18 protein-coding genes and 1 pseudogene are annotated in these 15,810 nt (G+C 56.5%); 12 read left to right on the forward strand and 7 right to left on the reverse strand.

All coding sequences use genetic code 11. The annotated features are described in order from the left end of the window. Positions 1 to 113: 113 nt before the first annotated feature. On the reverse strand, positions 114 to 569 hold the full coding sequence (locus RX972_RS00155; protein ID WP_027899570.1) for a flavodoxin: 456 nt from the start codon (positions 567 to 569) through the stop codon (positions 114 to 116). 98 nt (positions 570 to 667) lie between these two features. Between RX972_RS00155 and RX972_RS00160 the strand changes: the two genes are divergently transcribed. Both RX972_RS00160 and RX972_RS00165 read left to right on the forward strand, forming a co-directional pair. Next, the gene (locus tag RX972_RS00160) at positions 668 to 1,114 is read left to right on the forward strand and encodes a PAS sensor domain-containing protein (protein WP_027899569.1); all 447 of its coding nucleotides are present in this window, start codon (positions 668 to 670) and stop codon (positions 1,112 to 1,114) included. A 69-nt stretch (positions 1,115 to 1,183) separates the two neighbouring features. After that, a complete protein-coding gene (locus RX972_RS00165; RefSeq protein ID WP_027899568.1) occupies positions 1,184 to 1,792 on the forward strand; it encodes a hypothetical protein in 609 nt (202 codons plus the stop codon). Between the two features lie 9 nt (positions 1,793 to 1,801). Here RX972_RS00165 and RX972_RS00170 read toward each other — a convergent pair whose 3' ends face one another. Continuing rightward, the gene (locus RX972_RS00170) at positions 1,802 to 2,752 is read right to left on the reverse strand and encodes a MerR family transcriptional regulator (RefSeq protein ID WP_231677639.1); all 951 of its coding nucleotides are present in this window, start codon (positions 2,750 to 2,752) and stop codon (positions 1,802 to 1,804) included. Between the two features lie 237 nt (positions 2,753 to 2,989). On the opposite strand from RX972_RS00170, the gene RX972_RS00175 reads away from it, so the two are divergent. The 4 genes from RX972_RS00175 (at position 2,990) to RX972_RS00190 (ending at position 5,137) form a co-directional block, all read left to right on the forward strand. Beyond that, positions 2,990 to 3,559, forward strand: coding sequence for an antibiotic biosynthesis monooxygenase (locus RX972_RS00175; protein ID WP_027899566.1), 570 nt, complete (start codon positions 2,990 to 2,992; stop codon positions 3,557 to 3,559). Positions 3,560 to 3,732: 173 nt separating this feature from the next. Beyond that, a complete protein-coding gene (gene folM / locus RX972_RS00180) occupies positions 3,733 to 4,431 on the forward strand; it encodes a dihydromonapterin reductase (protein WP_231677637.1) in 699 nt (232 codons plus the stop codon). A gap of 75 nt (positions 4,432 to 4,506) precedes the next feature. After that, entirely contained in the window at positions 4,507 to 4,803 is a 297-nt protein-coding gene (locus RX972_RS00185; protein ID WP_099270462.1) for a DUF1244 domain-containing protein, read from the forward strand. Beyond that, positions 4,796 to 5,137: a HopJ type III effector protein gene (locus RX972_RS00190; protein ID WP_316872077.1), complete on the forward strand. Its 342-nt coding sequence runs from the start codon at positions 4,796 to 4,798 to the stop codon at positions 5,135 to 5,137. The genes RX972_RS00185 and RX972_RS00190 overlap by 8 nt, the downstream gene beginning before the upstream one ends. Positions 5,138 to 5,289: 152 nt before the next feature. Here the strand turns inward: RX972_RS00190 and trxB are convergent, their stop codons facing one another. Both trxB and RX972_RS00200 read right to left on the reverse strand, forming a co-directional pair. Then, complete coding sequence (gene trxB, locus RX972_RS00195; RefSeq protein ID WP_027899562.1) at positions 5,290 to 6,252, reverse strand: thioredoxin-disulfide reductase; 963 nt, start codon at positions 6,250 to 6,252, stop codon at positions 5,290 to 5,292. A 142-nt stretch (positions 6,253 to 6,394) separates the two neighbouring features. Then, positions 6,395 to 6,994, reverse strand: a complete 600-nt coding sequence (locus RX972_RS00200) for a peroxiredoxin (RefSeq protein ID WP_027899561.1) — start codon at positions 6,992 to 6,994, stop codon at positions 6,395 to 6,397. Positions 6,995 to 7,417: 423 nt separating this feature from the next. Between RX972_RS00200 and cysZ the strand changes: the two genes are divergently transcribed. From cysZ to RX972_RS00220, 4 genes are all read left to right on the forward strand, one after another. Continuing rightward, positions 7,418 to 8,173: a sulfate transporter CysZ gene (gene cysZ / locus RX972_RS00205; protein ID WP_231677636.1), complete on the forward strand. Its 756-nt coding sequence runs from the start codon at positions 7,418 to 7,420 to the stop codon at positions 8,171 to 8,173. 351 nt (positions 8,174 to 8,524) lie between these two features. Beyond that, complete coding sequence (locus RX972_RS00210; protein WP_316872078.1) at positions 8,525 to 8,815, forward strand: hypothetical protein; 291 nt, start codon at positions 8,525 to 8,527, stop codon at positions 8,813 to 8,815. A gap of 21 nt (positions 8,816 to 8,836) precedes the next feature. Further along, positions 8,837 to 9,355, forward strand: a complete 519-nt coding sequence (locus RX972_RS00215) for a hypothetical protein (protein ID WP_316872079.1) — start codon at positions 8,837 to 8,839, stop codon at positions 9,353 to 9,355. Positions 9,356 to 9,490: 135 nt separating this feature from the next. Beyond that, complete coding sequence (locus RX972_RS00220; RefSeq protein WP_231677632.1) at positions 9,491 to 10,684, forward strand: glycosyltransferase family 4 protein; 1,194 nt, start codon at positions 9,491 to 9,493, stop codon at positions 10,682 to 10,684. Here the strand turns inward: RX972_RS00220 and RX972_RS00225 are convergent. The 3 genes from RX972_RS00225 to RX972_RS00235 form a co-directional block, all read right to left on the reverse strand. After that, on the reverse strand, positions 10,681 to 11,784 hold the full coding sequence (locus RX972_RS00225) for an NADH:flavin oxidoreductase (protein ID WP_316872081.1): 1,104 nt from the start codon (positions 11,782 to 11,784) through the stop codon (positions 10,681 to 10,683). The genes RX972_RS00220 and RX972_RS00225 overlap by 4 nt on opposite strands. 421 nt (positions 11,785 to 12,205) lie before the next feature. Then, positions 12,206 to 12,688 carry a glutathione peroxidase gene (locus RX972_RS00230; protein WP_316872082.1) on the reverse strand — a complete coding sequence of 161 codons (483 nt, stop codon included), beginning with the start codon at positions 12,686 to 12,688 and terminating at the stop codon, positions 12,206 to 12,208. A 120-nt stretch (positions 12,689 to 12,808) separates the two neighbouring features. Continuing rightward, positions 12,809 to 13,294, reverse strand: coding sequence for a peptidylprolyl isomerase (locus tag RX972_RS00235; RefSeq protein ID WP_027899554.1), 486 nt, complete (start codon positions 13,292 to 13,294; stop codon positions 12,809 to 12,811). Here RX972_RS00235 and RX972_RS00240 point away from each other — a divergent pair. Together RX972_RS00240 and pta are read left to right on the forward strand one after the other, a co-directional pair. Beyond that, positions 13,263 to 13,614 (forward strand): annotated as a pseudogene (locus RX972_RS00240) (DUF3565 domain-containing protein). The gene RX972_RS00235 and the pseudogene RX972_RS00240 sit on opposite strands and share 32 nt — an antisense overlap. Positions 13,615 to 13,702: 88 nt before the next feature. Beyond that, the gene (gene pta / locus RX972_RS00245; protein ID WP_027899552.1) at positions 13,703 to 15,793 is read left to right on the forward strand and encodes a phosphate acetyltransferase; all 2,091 of its coding nucleotides are present in this window, start codon (positions 13,703 to 13,705) and stop codon (positions 15,791 to 15,793) included. The last annotated feature ends 17 nt before the right edge of the window (positions 15,794 to 15,810 follow it).

Here is a 15,810-nt window from a genome sequence, read left to right on the forward strand (position 1 = left end):
AGGATTGCAAGAGAACAGTGTCATCTACCCATGCAGCAGTCACAATCAACACAATCGATGCTGAATAGTGCGCGATAACGGAGCGGGATAATTTAGAAGTCCCGCACGCAGTGTCAGGCGCGCAACCGCTCGATCAGCGTAGCCAGCCAAGGTTCGGCGTCGGTCTCCGGAGTGACGCTTTCACTGCCATCCAGACGCAGCATTTCCTGGACTTCATTCACACCCAGCTCGGCAAACAGCTCACGAATCAGCTCGCCCCCGCCACAGAAAGTGTCGCCATAGCTGGCGTCGCCCAACGCGATCACTGCGCCCGGCAGACCGCGCCAGGCAGCTGGCAATACGTCGCGAATCTGCGAATAAATAGCCTGAATATTATCGGGCAGCTCGCCCATACCGGTGGTCGATGTCACGCCCAGTAGCGCTTGCGGCTCAAAGGCCTGAAGCTCGGCCAGGGTCACGCGAGGGTTGTGCAAGACTTCAAAACCAGCGTCACGCAGGATCTTCCCGGCATGACGAGCGACTTCTTCAGCCGATCCGTAGACCGAACCGGAAATAATGGCGACTTTCATGAATCATCCTGTAGCAACGTAAAAAACGTTTGGCATTATGCCCCAAGTGGCCTCATGACCTAGAATGCGGACTTTGCTTCTTCGCTCCGGATACTTTCATGATCAACGCAAAACTGCTGCAGCTAGTAGTTGACGCCTCCAACGACGGTATCGTCGTCGCCGAGCAGGAAGGTGAGGACAATATCCTCATTTATGCCAACAAGGCATTCGAAACCCTGACGGGCTATGCCGTCGACGACATTCTGTATCAGGATTGCCGTTTCCTGCAGGGTGACGACCGCCATCAGGCGGCGCTGGACCATATTCGCGAAGCGTTGATCAACAAACAGCCGTGCCGCCAGATCGTGCGCAATTACCGCAAGGATGGCAGCCTGTTCTGGAATGAACTGTCGATCACGCCCGTGTTCAATGAGGCTGATCAGCTGACTTATTTCATCGGTATCCAGAAAAACGTCACGCAGCAGATCGAAGCCGAACAGCGAGTGCTGCAGCTGGAAGCGGAGCTGAAACTGGCACGCGAAGAAATAGATTCATTGAAAAGTTGACGAATGGATGTAACAAAACGTTGAATTAAAGGTCTGCTTCCTCAATAACGGGTTCCTTCGAGCTCCATCATGCCCCACGAAACGCTACTCACTCAGGCTGAGCTGGATTTCATCCAGAGCATGCAGCACAACCCCAAGCTGAACGTGCGCGATGCGACACGAAGCCTGACTGTGAACGGCGGAAGGCAAATTCAGGATTTGCTGACACGCTTGGCGGCTCATGAGCAAGTCACGATTCAGGCGCAGTTCGATAACCAGCAAATGACTTTCCCGCTGCACCTGGTGGAAGACGAATTTCACGCGCTGCATCTGGAACTGGGCGCACCGTCTATCTTCGAGGAAGGGCCACGCATCCGTCCATGGCGTCTGACGCTGCCGGAACCGGTAGCGCTGGAGACAGAGAAAGGCGCACAGACCGCGCTGTGGGTGCATGAGATTTCGTTCAAAGGCGTGCTACTGGAACACCGCAAGACCACGCGGCCTCCCAAGCTCTTCAACGCCTGGTTCGTTCCACCAGGGCACGCGCCGATTTCCATGCGAGGCGCTTTCGAGCGTCTTACCGAGTCAGGTCTGGCAGCTTACCGGTTGAGCGACCGGAACAAGGAAGACACTGAACGTCTGCGTCAGTACATCCTGCAACAGCATCGCAAGATGTACCCGACGATGCACCGCGGTTAAGCCTCACCCTCAGCTATCAAGACGCCCTTTCAGAAACAATTGCAGCCCACGCTGCATGGCAACCCCCTCGCTGCCGATGCAGGCAACCGGCGAGCCCTCCAGTTCTTCACGGGCAAGATCCGCTCCTTCGCCCGCCAACAGCAGCGGACAATCCAGTGCCAGCGAGAGACGCTTCAGACGACGAGAAAAGTCGGGGGCTGGCGGATGATTGCTGTAGAGCACCACGGCTACGGGCTCGACCTTGCCGCACACCAGCGTCAGTTCTTCCAGTGGCTGCCCCAGGGCCAGCACTTGAATGTCCAGATCCGGGCTGCCAATCAATAGCCCGGCAACCCACAGCTCCAGTTCCCGGCACTGCTCAGGCACGGCAGCGAGAATGACCTTGTGCGCAGCCGAGCCACGAGCGAACTGCAAGCGCTGCGATGTTCGTGCACGCAGGAAGTTGTCCAGAAACAGCCACTCACTGGCCTGACCGAACTGATCATGGTGCAGCAGCAACTCTCGCCAGACCGGCAGAAAAATGTCTTCGAACACCACCGTCAGCGGATAAGTCGAGAAGACCCGGCCGTAGAGTTGCTCAAGGCGCGCTTCATCAAACGTCCCTACTGCCTGTTTTATCTGCTGCTGCAATTGCGCCCAGTCACCGGGCAGAACATCGCTATCAAGTGCCGATGCCTGGAGCCGGACGTCATTGGTTTTCTCCAGAATCTTGCCGACTTTGCTCACCGCGACACCGCGCTCGATCCAGCCAAGAATGCTTCGCACTTCGTCGATATCGGCCTGTGAGTAAAGACGATGCCCGCTTTCTGTGCGAGTCGGCTGAATCAGACCATAGCGCCGCTCCCAGGCACGCAAGGTAACCGGGTTGATGCCCGTGATACGGGACACTTCGCGAATGGGGAAGAGTTCTTCTTGCTTTAGTCCGGAGCAAGGGTCCAGGCCAGTAGCGGATTCAGTCATGACGAGGATCGCTTGAAAACAATCGGCGCATTGTACGCCTGCACCGGGCTTATTTCGCAAAAACAGGGACTGAGACGGCTATTCGTCAGGGAATTACTGCCGCCCTATAGCTTATTCAAGGATTTCAGGAATAATCCTTGCTTGCTTGAACAACGAAGCTGACGCCGCCCACCACCCCGGAGCTGCGTCATGTGACTTCCTTACCCGGGAATCTCACTCGTTTATCGGAGATACATAATGTCTACCACTCCCGTCACCTTGCTGGTTGCACGCCGCGTTGCCCATGGCCGCTATCAGGAGCTGATCGCCTGGCTGCATGAAGGCGAAAGACTGGCCACCGACTTTCCCGGTTATCTGGGCTCAGGCGTGCTCGCGCCGCCACCCGGAGACGACGAATTCCAGATTATTTTCCGCTTTGCCGACGCTGAAACCATGCACGCCTGGGAGCATTCCGCCTCCCGAAGCTCCTGGTTGGTGCGTGGCAGCGGCCTGTTTGCACAACCTTCAGAGCATCGCGTCAGCGGGATCGACGGCTGGTTCGGCGCTGCTGGCCAACGCCCACCACGCTGGAAGCAGGCCGTAGCCATCTGGCTGGCATTCTTTCCGGTGTCGCTGCTGTTCAACTTCGTGCTCGGCCCGTTGCTCAATGACTGGCAATTAGTACCTCGCATCATGATCAGCACAATGATCCTCACGCCGCTGATGGTCTTCTGGTTCATCCCGCTGTCGACCCATCTGCTGGCCGGCTGGCTGAATCCAACCGGGCCGGAGCAGCCAGCGCGATCGGAATCAGCAGCCAGCCGGTAACGAAGCGTTCGGCCTTGCAGCCACATTTCAATAGCAGGTGCCGATAGAGGTTTTCAGGGGCGGATGGGCCTTCTGCTTGCTCTCGTCTCTGACCTGTCCGGAGTAGAGCAAGCACCTTTAAACTTTGTTACAGTTACATCTTGTTTCTCTCTCATACTATCCGCGAGCGCAAGATGGTTTTTCCTCAAGCTCCGATCCTGATTACTGGTGCTAGCCAGCGTGTGGGGCTCGAGTTAGCAATCGAACTGGCCAAAGCGGGCCACTTCGTAGTCAACGCCAGCCGCAGCATTGCGCACACCCCTGAACACCCGAACATAGTCTCGTTTCAGACGGACCTGCTACTTGCAGAAGACCGGATGGCACTTGTCGGCTATCTGAAAGCCAATTACACCGCTCTTCGAGCCGTGATTCATAACGCGTCACTTTGGCTCGATGACGGCGTCGACAATCTGAACACCATGTTCAAGCTGCACATGGAAGCGCCCTATCACTTGAATCATGAGTTGGCCCCCCTGCTGACCATGAGCGAGAAGTCGGACATCATCCATATCTGCGATGAAACCTCATCGCGAGGCAGTAAAAGCCATATCGCCTACGCAGCGACGAAAGCTGCACTGCAGAACATGGTTCTGTCGTTCGCCGAAAAGCTCGCGCCTGATATCCGGGTCAACGCCGTCTTGCCGGGCCTGCTGATCCTCAAGGAAAACAGCGATGAGGCCTATCGCAGCCAGACACTTAAAAAAGCCTTGCTCGAGTTCGAACCCGGCTCCAGACCTTTGATCGATGCGGTGTTCTATCTGCTCAATACGCAATACAGCACTGGAAGCAGCGTGGTCGTTAATGGCGGCCGGCATCTCAAGAAAGGGATTTGAAAACGCGCTTCAAATCCCTCATGTTGGCGGGGCTATCATGCTTCGCCTCCCCCCATTGAAAGTGGCAGGAATGATATGACTGACCAACAACGCCTTGAACTCGAAGCAGCGGCCTTTCGCAGGCTCGTTGCGCATCTGGACAGCCGCAAGGATGTGCAGAATATCGATTTGATGAACCTGTCCGGCTTCTGCCGTAATTGCCTGTCCAAGTGGTACAAGGCAGCCGCCGACGAGAAACACATTGAGGTCAGCCTCGATGAGGCTCGCGAAGTGGTTTACGGCATGCCGTACAGCGAGTGGAAAGCCCAATACCAGAAAGAAGCCAGCGTCGAGCAGCAAGCGACGTTTGCCAAGGAAACCAAGCATGACTGATCTGAACACCCTGCGCGCCAGCCTCGACAGCGGCGAACATCTCTTCGCTGACACCCTGGCATTCATCGCCGCTGGCTATGATTACCAGCCACAGGCGTTTACCAACGGCGGCGTGGAAAACGCTGCTGGCCAGAACGAAGGCTCATGCAAGACATTGGGCCTGGCGCTGCTGGAAGGCCTGAGCGACGAACAGGCGCTATTGGCTTTTGGCGAACATTACCGTTCGGTTGTCGCTACGCCAGACGGCAGCGATCACGGCAATATCCGTGCACTGATCGCCAATGGGTTGGCAGGCGTGAAGTTCGCGGGCGAGCCGCTCAAGCGCAAGTCCTGATCGACACAAATTTTGTAGGAGCTGCCGAAGGCTGCGATCACGGACCGACGGGGACACCGTCTCGCAGCCTTCGGCAGCTCCTACAGATACATACGCCACACCAATAAAAAAACCGGCCAAGGCCGGTTTTTTTTATTTCAAGGCAATCGCTATCAGAACGAAGCGTTCGCCAGGCCGTCCAGATACCGCTCGGTATCCAGTGCAGCCATGCAGCCTGCGCCAGCCGAAGTGATTGCTTGACGGTAAACGTGGTCAGCCACGTCGCCTGCCGCAAACACACCCTCAACGCTGGTGGCAGTGGCATTGCCTTCACGGCCGCCCTGCACAACCATGTAACCGTCTTTCAATGCCAGTTGGCCTTCAAACAGTGAAGTGTTTGGCGTGTGGCCAATGGCGATGAACACACCATCCACTTTCAGCTCGGAGGTGCTGCCGTCGTTGTTCTTCAGACGTGCGCCAGTCACACCCATGTTATCGCCCAGCACTTCATCCAGTGTGGCGTTCAGCTTGAGCTCGATCTTGCCTTCGGCAACCCGGGCGTGCAGCTTGTCGATCAGGATCTTCTCGGCACGGAAGGTCTCGCGACGGTGAACCAGAGTCACTTTGCTGGCGATGTTAGCCAGATACAGCGCTTCCTCAACAGCAGTGTTGCCACCGCCCACTACCGCCACTTCACGGTTACGGTAGAAGAAACCGTCGCAGGTTGCGCAGGCCGAAACACCTTTGCCCATGAAGGCTTCTTCAGAAGGCAGGCCCAGGTAGCGAGCGCTCGCACCGGTAGCGATGATCAACGCGTCGCAGGTGTAGGTGCCGCTGTCGCCTTTCAGGCTGAACGGCTTGCCAGCCAGGTCCACAGCATTGATGTGGTCGAAGACGATTTCAGTCTCGAAACGCTCAGCGTGTTCACGCATACGCTCCATCAACACCGGGCCGGTCAAACCATGCGGATCGCCAGGCCAGTTATCAACCTCGGTGGTGGTGGTCAACTGACCGCCAGCCTGCATGCCGGTGATCAGCAAAGGCTTGAGATTGGCACGCGCGGCATATACCGCAGCGCTGTAACCGGCAGGGCCAGAGCCGAGAATGATTACCCGGGAATGACGTACATCAGACATGACAGACTCCTATCGACCGACCATTGACGCCGTGGTCGTACCGGCTGGAATAAAAAGGATCGCCGATAAGCACTTGGGGAAGGCTCAGTAACACGGCAATCCTGAAAAATATTGAAGCTGCGACCGAAGCCGCAGCAACGTGTTACAGGCTAGTAGCGTTTTCGGCCAGGTAATCAGCAACGCCTTTTGCGTCAGCTTTCATGCCTTTTTGACCCGGACGCCAGCCCGCTGGGCAAACTTCGCCGTGTTCTTCGGTGAACTGCAGCGCTTCGACCAGACGGATCATGTCTTCAACGTCACGACCCAGTGGCAGGTTGTTCACCACCTGGTGTTGAACAACGCCTTCACGGTCGATCAGGAACGAAGCACGCAGTGCAACGCCAGCATCATGCTCGATGCCGTAAGCGCGGGTGATCTCGTGCTTGACGTCGGCAACCATGGTGAACTCGACTTCGCCGATGCCGCCCTTCTCTACCGGGGTGCTGCGCCATGCGTAGTGAGTGAACTGCGAGTCGATGGAAACACCTACCACTTCAACACCCAGCTCGCGGAACTTAGCGATGCGGTTGTTGTGGGCAATGATTTCCGAAGGGCAAACGAAGGTGAAATCCAGAGGCCAGAAAAACAGCACAACGTATTTGCCACGCAGCGAGGACAGTTTGAAGCTGTCAACGATGGAGCCGTCGCCCAGCACTGCTGCTGAATCGAAATCCGGTGCCTGTTTGTTTACCAGTACGCTCATGATGTCTCCTTGGAGGATCAAATTTGAAAGGGATAGGTTGAGAAATTGGTGGCCAGCCTATCGGGGCTGCAAAGATTAAGGAAATATCGTTTCACAATCCACCTCATAGGCAATCCCTATTCCGATAAGCCCTTGATTCAAGCCGGCAGGAAAATTTTACGCTCATGGGAATGTTACTGCGATGTCAGCTGTCACCCAGATGCTTCGTTTCAGCAGGATCACCCCAGTCTCCATGGCTCCCGCTAAACATAGAACAGGTTCTATGTTTGCTGCGCGACAGCGTGGTGTCAGGGGCACCTGGGCGACTCCTACAAATCACTCATCTACTGCGCAGTGTCAGAGGCACGAGATGAACCCAGGTCGCTTTCACCCGCCACGTAAAGCCGGTAATGTCGGCGGGTTTTCCACCATTCGGAGGCTGCCATGCCTGCTCCCGCTCTCTCGGGCCCGCAATATCTGCGTGAAGGCCTGAAACTGGTGCTCAGCCCAGGCTTGCGTCTTTTTGTGCTGCTGCCGCTGACCATCAACTTGTTGCTGTTCGGTGGCCTTATCTATCTGGCCATGCATCAGTTCAGCATGTGGGTCGATACGCTCATGCCCGAACTGCCAGGCTGGCTGAGCTTCCTCAGCTATATTCTCTGGCCACTGTTCGTCGCCCTGGTGATATTCATGGTGTTCTTCACCTTCACTATGCTCGCCAACATCATCGCCGCGCCATTCAACGGCTTCCTCTCGGAAAAGGTGGAAGTGGTCGTCCGCGGCACTGATGACTTTCCACCCTTCAGTTGGGGTGAACTGATTGCCATGGTGCCACGCACCTTTGGCCGGGAAATGCGCAAACTGGGCTACTTCCTGCCTCGCGCCATCGCCCTTTTCATTCTGTCGTTCATCCCCGTGGTCAACCTGATTGCCGCGCCGTTGTGGCTGCTGTTCGGGGTCTGGATGATGGCGATCCAGTACATCGACTATCCGGCAGACAACCATAAGCTGGGCTGGAATGAAATGCTCGCCTGGCTACGCGCCAAACGCTGGCAGAGCCTGAGCTTCGGCGGCATCGTTTATGTCGCGCTGCTGATCCCGGTGGTCAACATCCTGATGATGCCGGCGGCTGTCGCTGGCGCGACTTTATTCTGGGTCAGGGAACGCGGTGAAGAAGCGTTACTGACGCATAAATCCTGAAACTAATAAAAAGGCCCTTGATTGGGCCTTTTTTATTATCGCCACAAGAAGTCAAGCTCAACCAAACTTATCGGAAATTAATATAAAAAAGAAATATCCCACACATCTATCCAACACTTCCTACAAACAACAAAAACGCCGCTAAAACTTGCCCGGCAAACCATTGCCTGTTAATGGCAAACACCTGCCGTTTTCCTACAAAACTCTTTCTGTAGGAAGTTTACGTAGGAGCATAATTCCGTTTTCCATCTCGCCTTATTTCATTAACAGTTGCAACCACTCTATTTCCTACACGAAAGAATCTGGCACTGCTGTTGCTATGAGAGTTATAAAACAAGGAGTGAGCAAAACATGGAAATCAAGGCAAATCCCGTCCACCCCAATGCTGCAACCGCGCCGAAGAAAAACACACAGGCAGACTCCTCAGGGTTCGCGAAAATCCTGAATAACGTGACCCAATCAAAACCCGCTCAAAAAATCGAAGCACAGCCCGCCGCATTGTGCCGCCAGATCAAACCGCGTTCACACCTGCAACTGACCAGTCTCAACCCAGTAGGCACCCTGCACAAACCAAAGCCTGCGGCGCTGGAAACAATCGGCGAGTCGCGGATTTTACCGTTTGTTTTATCGACTACACGCTAGACATGCGGATCAGGAGCAGCAATGAACATCAACAATCCAGGATATATCGAACGGCGGCCTGTCTCTGACAGACCTAATGAAAGTATCAAACCAACTAACAGGTTTTCACAACAAAACAAAAACAGTCTTGAAGAACCTCCATTCGCAATAACACTGAAGGAAAAAACACGCTCAGTGGAAACCCCGGTCTACGCCCGGAGCGTCTCAACAAAAACGGAATGCAATCGCTTAATGAATGAAATTTTGTCAAATCCTGAAGTCGCCGACATGCGGGTAAGGGATTACGCCCATGAATCACTCGGCGTAGTGGCCTACAGCATCGCGGAATACCCCATTCTCAGGCTTGTAACTACAGGAGAAATTTATACGCCAGAAGTACAAGCAGAATACGATAGCACCTGGAAAGAATGGCAATACGGCCGACTATCACTTTATGAAACTGAGCTTTCCAAAGGTACTCCAGCGGCGGAAATACTCAAAAAACTATGGCAGTACAATGACACGATGCCTGCTGATTTTCTAAAGCGTGCGGGCTGGTGACAGGACCATAAGAGACAGGGCTGAGATAATCATCAGCTAACGGTGGTGACATTTTTGAGCGGCTGCACCTCCCGGTCACAAATCCATCACCCTCCCGCCACATAACCGAAATCATTGCAGCCGACACTGGCTGTCATGAGCCAAATTCTTCACATCACGTTAATTACTGAAACCTTCGCCCCCGAGATCAATGGCGTTGCCAATACCCTGGGCCGTTTGTGCGATGGGCTGCGGCTGCGTGGGCACCGGGTCGAGCTGGTGCGGCCTCGTCAGTCTGGCGATGTCGGGCTGGCTGCAGATGATTTGATGCTGTGCCGCGGCTGGCCGATTCCGGGTTATCCGGGGCTGCAATGGGGGCAGTCGTCAATGCACAAGCTGCTGCGACGTTGGCAGCGGCAGCGTCCGGACGTGCTGTATATCGCCACAGAGGGACCGTTAGGGCTGTCTGCCTTGAGGGCGGCGAGACGTCTGGGGATTACCGTGATCAGCGGTTTCCACACCAACTTTGCGCAGTACACCCAGCAATACGGTATGGGCTTCATGAACCGCCTGCTGACTCATTACCTGCGCTGGTTTCACAACCGCTCCAAGATGACCCTCGTACCCAGTGTCAGTCAGAAAATAGCGCTTGAAAGACGGGGCTTCGAACGTATCGAGCTCTTGTCACGCGGGGTGGACAGCGCGCTGTTCCATCCTTCGAAACGCTCGCAGCCACTGCGCGAAAGCTGGGGGCTGAACACCGGTGATATCGCCGTATTGCATGTCGGAAGACTCGCGACCGAAAAAAACCTCTGCCTGCTCAAGTCCACCTTTGAAGCGCTGCGCAACAAATACCCGCAACGCCAGTTGAAGATGGTGATTGTCGGTGACGGCCCGCAACGCGCAGCGCTGCAACAGCAACTTCCGGAGGCTATTTTCTGCGGCACCCAGCGCGGTGAAACTCTGGCTGAACACTACGCCTCCGGGGATGTGTTTTTGTTCCCGAGCCTGACCGAGACCTTCGGTAACGTTGTGCTGGAGGCGCTGGCGTCGGGGCTGGGTGTCGTGGCTTATGACGAAGCCGCGGCAGGGCAGCATATTCGCCACGGCCATAATGGCGCGCTGGCCATGCCGGGCGACGAGGCCGCTTTCATTGATGCAGCCTGCTGGTTGCTGGAGGACAGCGAAACCTTGCGTCGCGTGCGCCTTAATGCGCGGCAACACGCCAGTCGCCAGGGCTGGGGAGCAATCATTGATCTGTTCGAGCGCAAAATGCTCAGTGCCTGCCCGACACCAGAACCGGCGAAGCCTGAACCGGTCCATGGTGCCGAGCTGAAGCTCAAACGCTAGACCAGCGTGGTCAGCGCATCGCGACTGAAGGGCAGAATGTCTTGCTCGCGGCCTTCGCTGACTTTCACCGCCCAATCTGGATCGACCAGTAATGCGCGCCCGACGGCGACCAGATCAAACTCTTCATCGCCAAGACGCTTGAGCAGGTTCTCCAGGCTGGCGGGCTGAGCGATCTTGTCGGTGTTGACCATGAACTGCAAGAACTCGCCATCCAGCCCGACGCTGCCCACGGTAATGGTCGGTTTGCCGGTCAGTTTCCTCGTCCAGCCGGCCAGATTAAGGTCCGAGCCTTCGAACTCCGGCTCCCAGAAACGCCGCGTTGAGCAGTGGAAAATATCCACGCCAGCGTCAGACAATGGCTTTAAAAACTCACCAAGCGCCTCAGGCGTTTGCACCAGACGCGCGCTGTAATCCTGCTGCTTCCACTGTGAAAAACGAAAGATGATCGGGTAATCAGGGCCGACCGCTGCGCGTACGGCCTTAATCAATTCGATAGCGAAGCGCGATCTGTTGGCCAGGCTGCCGCCGTACTCGTCGTCACGTTGATTACTGCCCTCCCAAAAGAACTGATCGACCAGGTAGCCATGGGCGCCATGGATTTCTACACCGTCCATGCCGATGGTTTGAGCGTCCTTGGCGGCCTGAGCAAACGCGGCAATGACTTCATCAATGTCCTGCTGGCTCATGCCATGCACCACGACCTGCCCGTCCTTGAGCTTTTCCATCGGACCGTAGGCCGGAACGCTGGCATCCGGCTCCGTTCCCAGACGGCGCACGGCACCCACATGCCACAGCTGCGGGACGATCTTGCCGCCTTCGGCATGCACCGCCTCGACCACTTTCCTCCAGCCAGCCAATGGCGCATCACCGAAGAACTGGGGCACGTTCGGGTAACCGTTGGAGGCTTTGTGATTGACGGTGGTGCCTTCAGTGATGATCAGGCCGACACCTGCTGCAGCGCGGCGTCGGTAGTACTCGATCACTTTCGAATTGGGGACATGGCCGGGCGAGAAGGAACGGGTCATTGGCGCCATGACCACACGTGACGACAGCTCAAGGCTGCCCAGGTGGAAAGGTTTGAACAGGGCTTTGACCGGCATGCGAGGCTCCTTGGTGATCATTTCGAATCATCAAGGATAGGGCGGGGTTTCAGGCGGGTGACAGCACTATTGATCTGGGTGATCTGGATTGAGAAGCAACACGGAGGATGTAGGCAATTCAACTGTGCTGTAGGAGCGCACGGAGGTTAAGACGGCCGCGAAGCGGTGTATCAGGCAACCCCGCTATCGCAGCCTTCGGCAGCGCTCATCAAACATGAAATAACTATCCGGACTGGACTGGAATGCTTTTCAACTGTAGGAGCGCGCTTGCCCGCGATTGCATCGGGTCAGGCAACACATTTTTCGCTGAAGCACCGCATCGTCCGGATGCGGCCCAGACCAAGCGCGCTTCTACTGGGCCCCGTTTGCTGCGCGACAGCGCTCTGTCAGGAATACCGGGCGATCTCCCACAAGGATTAAATCAACTCAACGCTTTATCAATCGCCAGAATCACAGCCGGATCATCCGGTGCTGTACGAGGGGAGAAACGCGCGAGCACTGCGCCATTCTTGCCCACCAGAAACTTTTCGAAATTCCAGGTGATGTCGCCTGGAAACTCTGCGCCTTCACCGGCCAGCAAGCGGTAAAGCTGGTGACGATGAGGATCATTCACCTCAAGCTTCTCGCCCAAAGGGAACGTCACGCCATAGTTGAGACTGCAGAACTCCTGGATTTCCTGCGCAGAACCTGGCTCCTGCCCGGCAAACTGGTTGCACGGCAGGCCCAGCACGCTGAAGCCCTGGTCCTTGTATTTCTGATAGAGATTCTCGAGCGCCGCGTACTGAGGCGTCAGCCCGCACTTTGAAGCGACATTGACGACCAGAACCACTCGCCCCTTGAAGGTCGCCAGCGACAACTCCTGACCATCCAGATCCTTCAATTTAATGTCGTGAAACGCACTCATGACCCACTCTCCCCTCAAATCCCGCGGACAAAAAAGGCGCCTGCCAGACTGCTTGAACCAAGTTGTTCGCGCAGAACCTGCCTGGGCGCCTTTTCAGCTACCTGAGCTTAGCAGCTCAAATCAATGGTGGTGACCACCTTCGCCATGCACGTGACCGTGGGCGATTTCTTCCTGGCTGGCATCACGAATATCAACGATCTTCACTTCGAAGTTCAAGCGCTGACCGGCCAACGGGTGGTTGCCGTCAACGGTAACGTCGTCGCCGTCCAGGTCGCGGATAGTCACGATCTGCATGCTGCCGTCCGGGCCGGAAGCGTGGAACTGCATGCCCACTTCCAGTTCGTCGACACCTTCGAACATGCTGCGGCTCAGGGTGCTGACCAGTTCGGCGGAGTATTCGCCGTAGGCGTCTTCCGGCTCGATAGCGACTTTCAGTTCGTCACCAACATTCTTGCCGTCCAGAGCCTTTTCCAGGCCAGGGATGATGTTACCTGCGCCTTGCAGGTAAACCAGCGGCGCGCCGCCAGCGGAACTGTCGATGACCTCACCAGCGTCATTGGTCAGGGTATAGTCAATGGAGACAGCCTTATTGGCGGCGATCGGCATGGGTCAAGACCTTTTGCTTAAGATTGAAGAACGAGCAAGTTTAACCAAGCCATCGCTCGAAAGCGAACGCAACACGGACAGACGCAGACAGACGGGCCCTATTGGATAACGCGACGGTTACAGATTTTCGGCAGGACGAAGAGGGCCATTGGGTGGTCATACTCTCGTGCGGACACACTCAGCACCTGCGTCATCAACCACCCTGGCAATCACGTGCCTGGGTACTTGATCCAAAACAACGGCTGCAAAAAATAGGTAAAGGCTTTCGCTGTGGCTGGTGTGCGCAGCCTACGGATAACGATAACCTTAGCCACCTCTGAGACGCTGCAATTCGACAGCGCCCTGTTTCCGGTCAGTTGGCTGTCCATCGCCGCCATGGCCCTTGTACTGCTCAAGCGAGAACCCTGAATGCAGACTTTCTTTATTGCCCCCACAGACTTTGGTGTGGGTCTGACATCCATCAGCCTTGGTCTGGTGCGCACCCTGGAGCGTGCCGGGCTGAAAGTCGGCTTCTTCAAACCCATCGCCCAGCCGCACCCCGGCGATCTGGGCCCGGAGCGCTCTACCGAGCTGGTCGCTCGCACTCATGGCCTCAATCCGCCACGACCACTGGCCTTGTCCCACGTAGAGCGGATGCTCGGCGATGGTCAGCTGGATGAGTTGCTGGAAGAAATCATCAGCCTCTATCAACAAGCCGCAGTCGGCAAAGACGTGTTGATCGTTGAAGGCATGGTACCGACCCGACACGCCAGTTATGCGGCCCGGGTAAACCTGCACCTGGCCAAGAGTCTGGATGCCGATGTGATTCTGGTGTCCGCGCCGGAGAACGAAGTGCTGGCCGAACTCTCGGGCCGGGTCGAATTGCAGGCTCAACTGTTCGGCGGCCCCAAAGACCCGAAAGTCCTGGGGGTGATTCTCAATAAAGTCCGCACCGATGAAAGCATGGAAGCCTTCGCCGCACGGCTCAAAGACCATTCGCCTTTGTTGCGCAGCGGTGACTTCCGGTTGCTGGGCTGCATTCCCTATCAGGCCGAACTGAACGCGCCGCGTACTCGTGATGTGGCCGAACTGCTCGGCGCGCAGGTTATCAATGCCGGCGATTACGATCAGCGGCGCATGTCGAAAATCATTATCTGCGCCCGCACCGTGCTCAATACCGTGCAGTTGCTCAAACCGGGCGTGCTGGTGGTAACGCCCGGTGATCGTGACGACATCATTCTTGCCGTCAGCCTTGCGGCCATGAACGGCGTGCCACTCGCAGGCTTGCTGCTGACCAGCGACACCGTGCCGGACCCACGCATCATGGAGCTGTGTCGCGGTGCCTTGCAGGCGGGTCTGCCGGTTCTGTCGGTCAGCACCGGCTCTTACGACACCGCCACCCAGCTCAATCAATTGAACAAGGAAATTCCTATTGATGACCGCGAGCGTGCCGAGATCATCACTGATTTCGTCGCCAGTCATCTGGACGCCAACTGGCTGCACCAACGCTGTGGGACCCCGCGAGAACTGCGTCTGTCCCCGGCGGTGTTCCGTTATCAATTGATCCAGCGCGCCCAGGCCGCGAACAAACGCATCGTGTTGCCGGAAGGCAGCGAGCCGCTGACCATTCAGGCCGCCGCGATCTGCCACGCACGCGGCATCGCCCGATGTGTGCTGCTCGCCAAGCCCGAAGAAGTCCATTCGGTAGCCAAGGCGCAGGGCATCGAACTGCCGCCGGGCCTTGAGATTCTCGATCCGGATCTGATTCGCGAGCGTTACATCGCGCCCATGGTCGAGTTGCGTAAAAGCAAAAGCCTCAATGCGCCGATGGCTGAACAGCAGCTGGAAGACACGGTGGTGATCGGCACCATGATGCTGGCGCTGGACGAGGTCGACGGGCTGGTTTCCGGGGTCATCCACTCCACCGCCAATACCATTCGCCCAGCCTTGCAACTGATCAAGACCGCACCGGGCTGCACGCTGGTGTCATCGGTCTTTTTCATGCTGTTTCCGGATCAGGTACTGGTCTATGGCGACTGCATCATGAACCCGCATCCAAGCGCCAGCGAGCTGGCGGAAATTGCCCTGCAAAGTGCCGACTCCGCAGTGGCCTTCGGCATTACGCCCCGGGTCGCGATGATCAGTTACTCCAGCGGCAATTCGGCCAGTGGCGAAGAAGTGGAAAAGGTTCGTGAAGCGACCCAACTCGCCCAGGAAACGCAACGCGACCTGCTGATCGACGGGCCGCTGCAATACGATGCTGCCGCCAACGAGAACGTCGCCCGGCAACTGGCACCTGACAGCGCCGTAGCCGGTCGCGCCAATGTGTTCGTATTCCCCGATCTGAACACCGGCAATACCACCTACAAGGCGGTACAACGCAGCGCTGATTGCGTGAGTATCGGCCCTATGCTGCAAGGCCTGCGCAAGCCGGTAAACGATTTGCCACGTGGAGCACAGGTGGATGACATCGTCTATACCATCGCGTTGACCGCGATTCAGGCAGCCACTCTTTCCTGACACACTGCTGCGTCATA

Source organism: Pseudomonas syringae group sp. J309-1, from assembly GCF_032582135.1.
In the GTDB taxonomy this organism is placed as follows: domain Bacteria; phylum Pseudomonadota; class Gammaproteobacteria; order Pseudomonadales; family Pseudomonadaceae; genus Aquipseudomonas; species Aquipseudomonas quasicaspiana.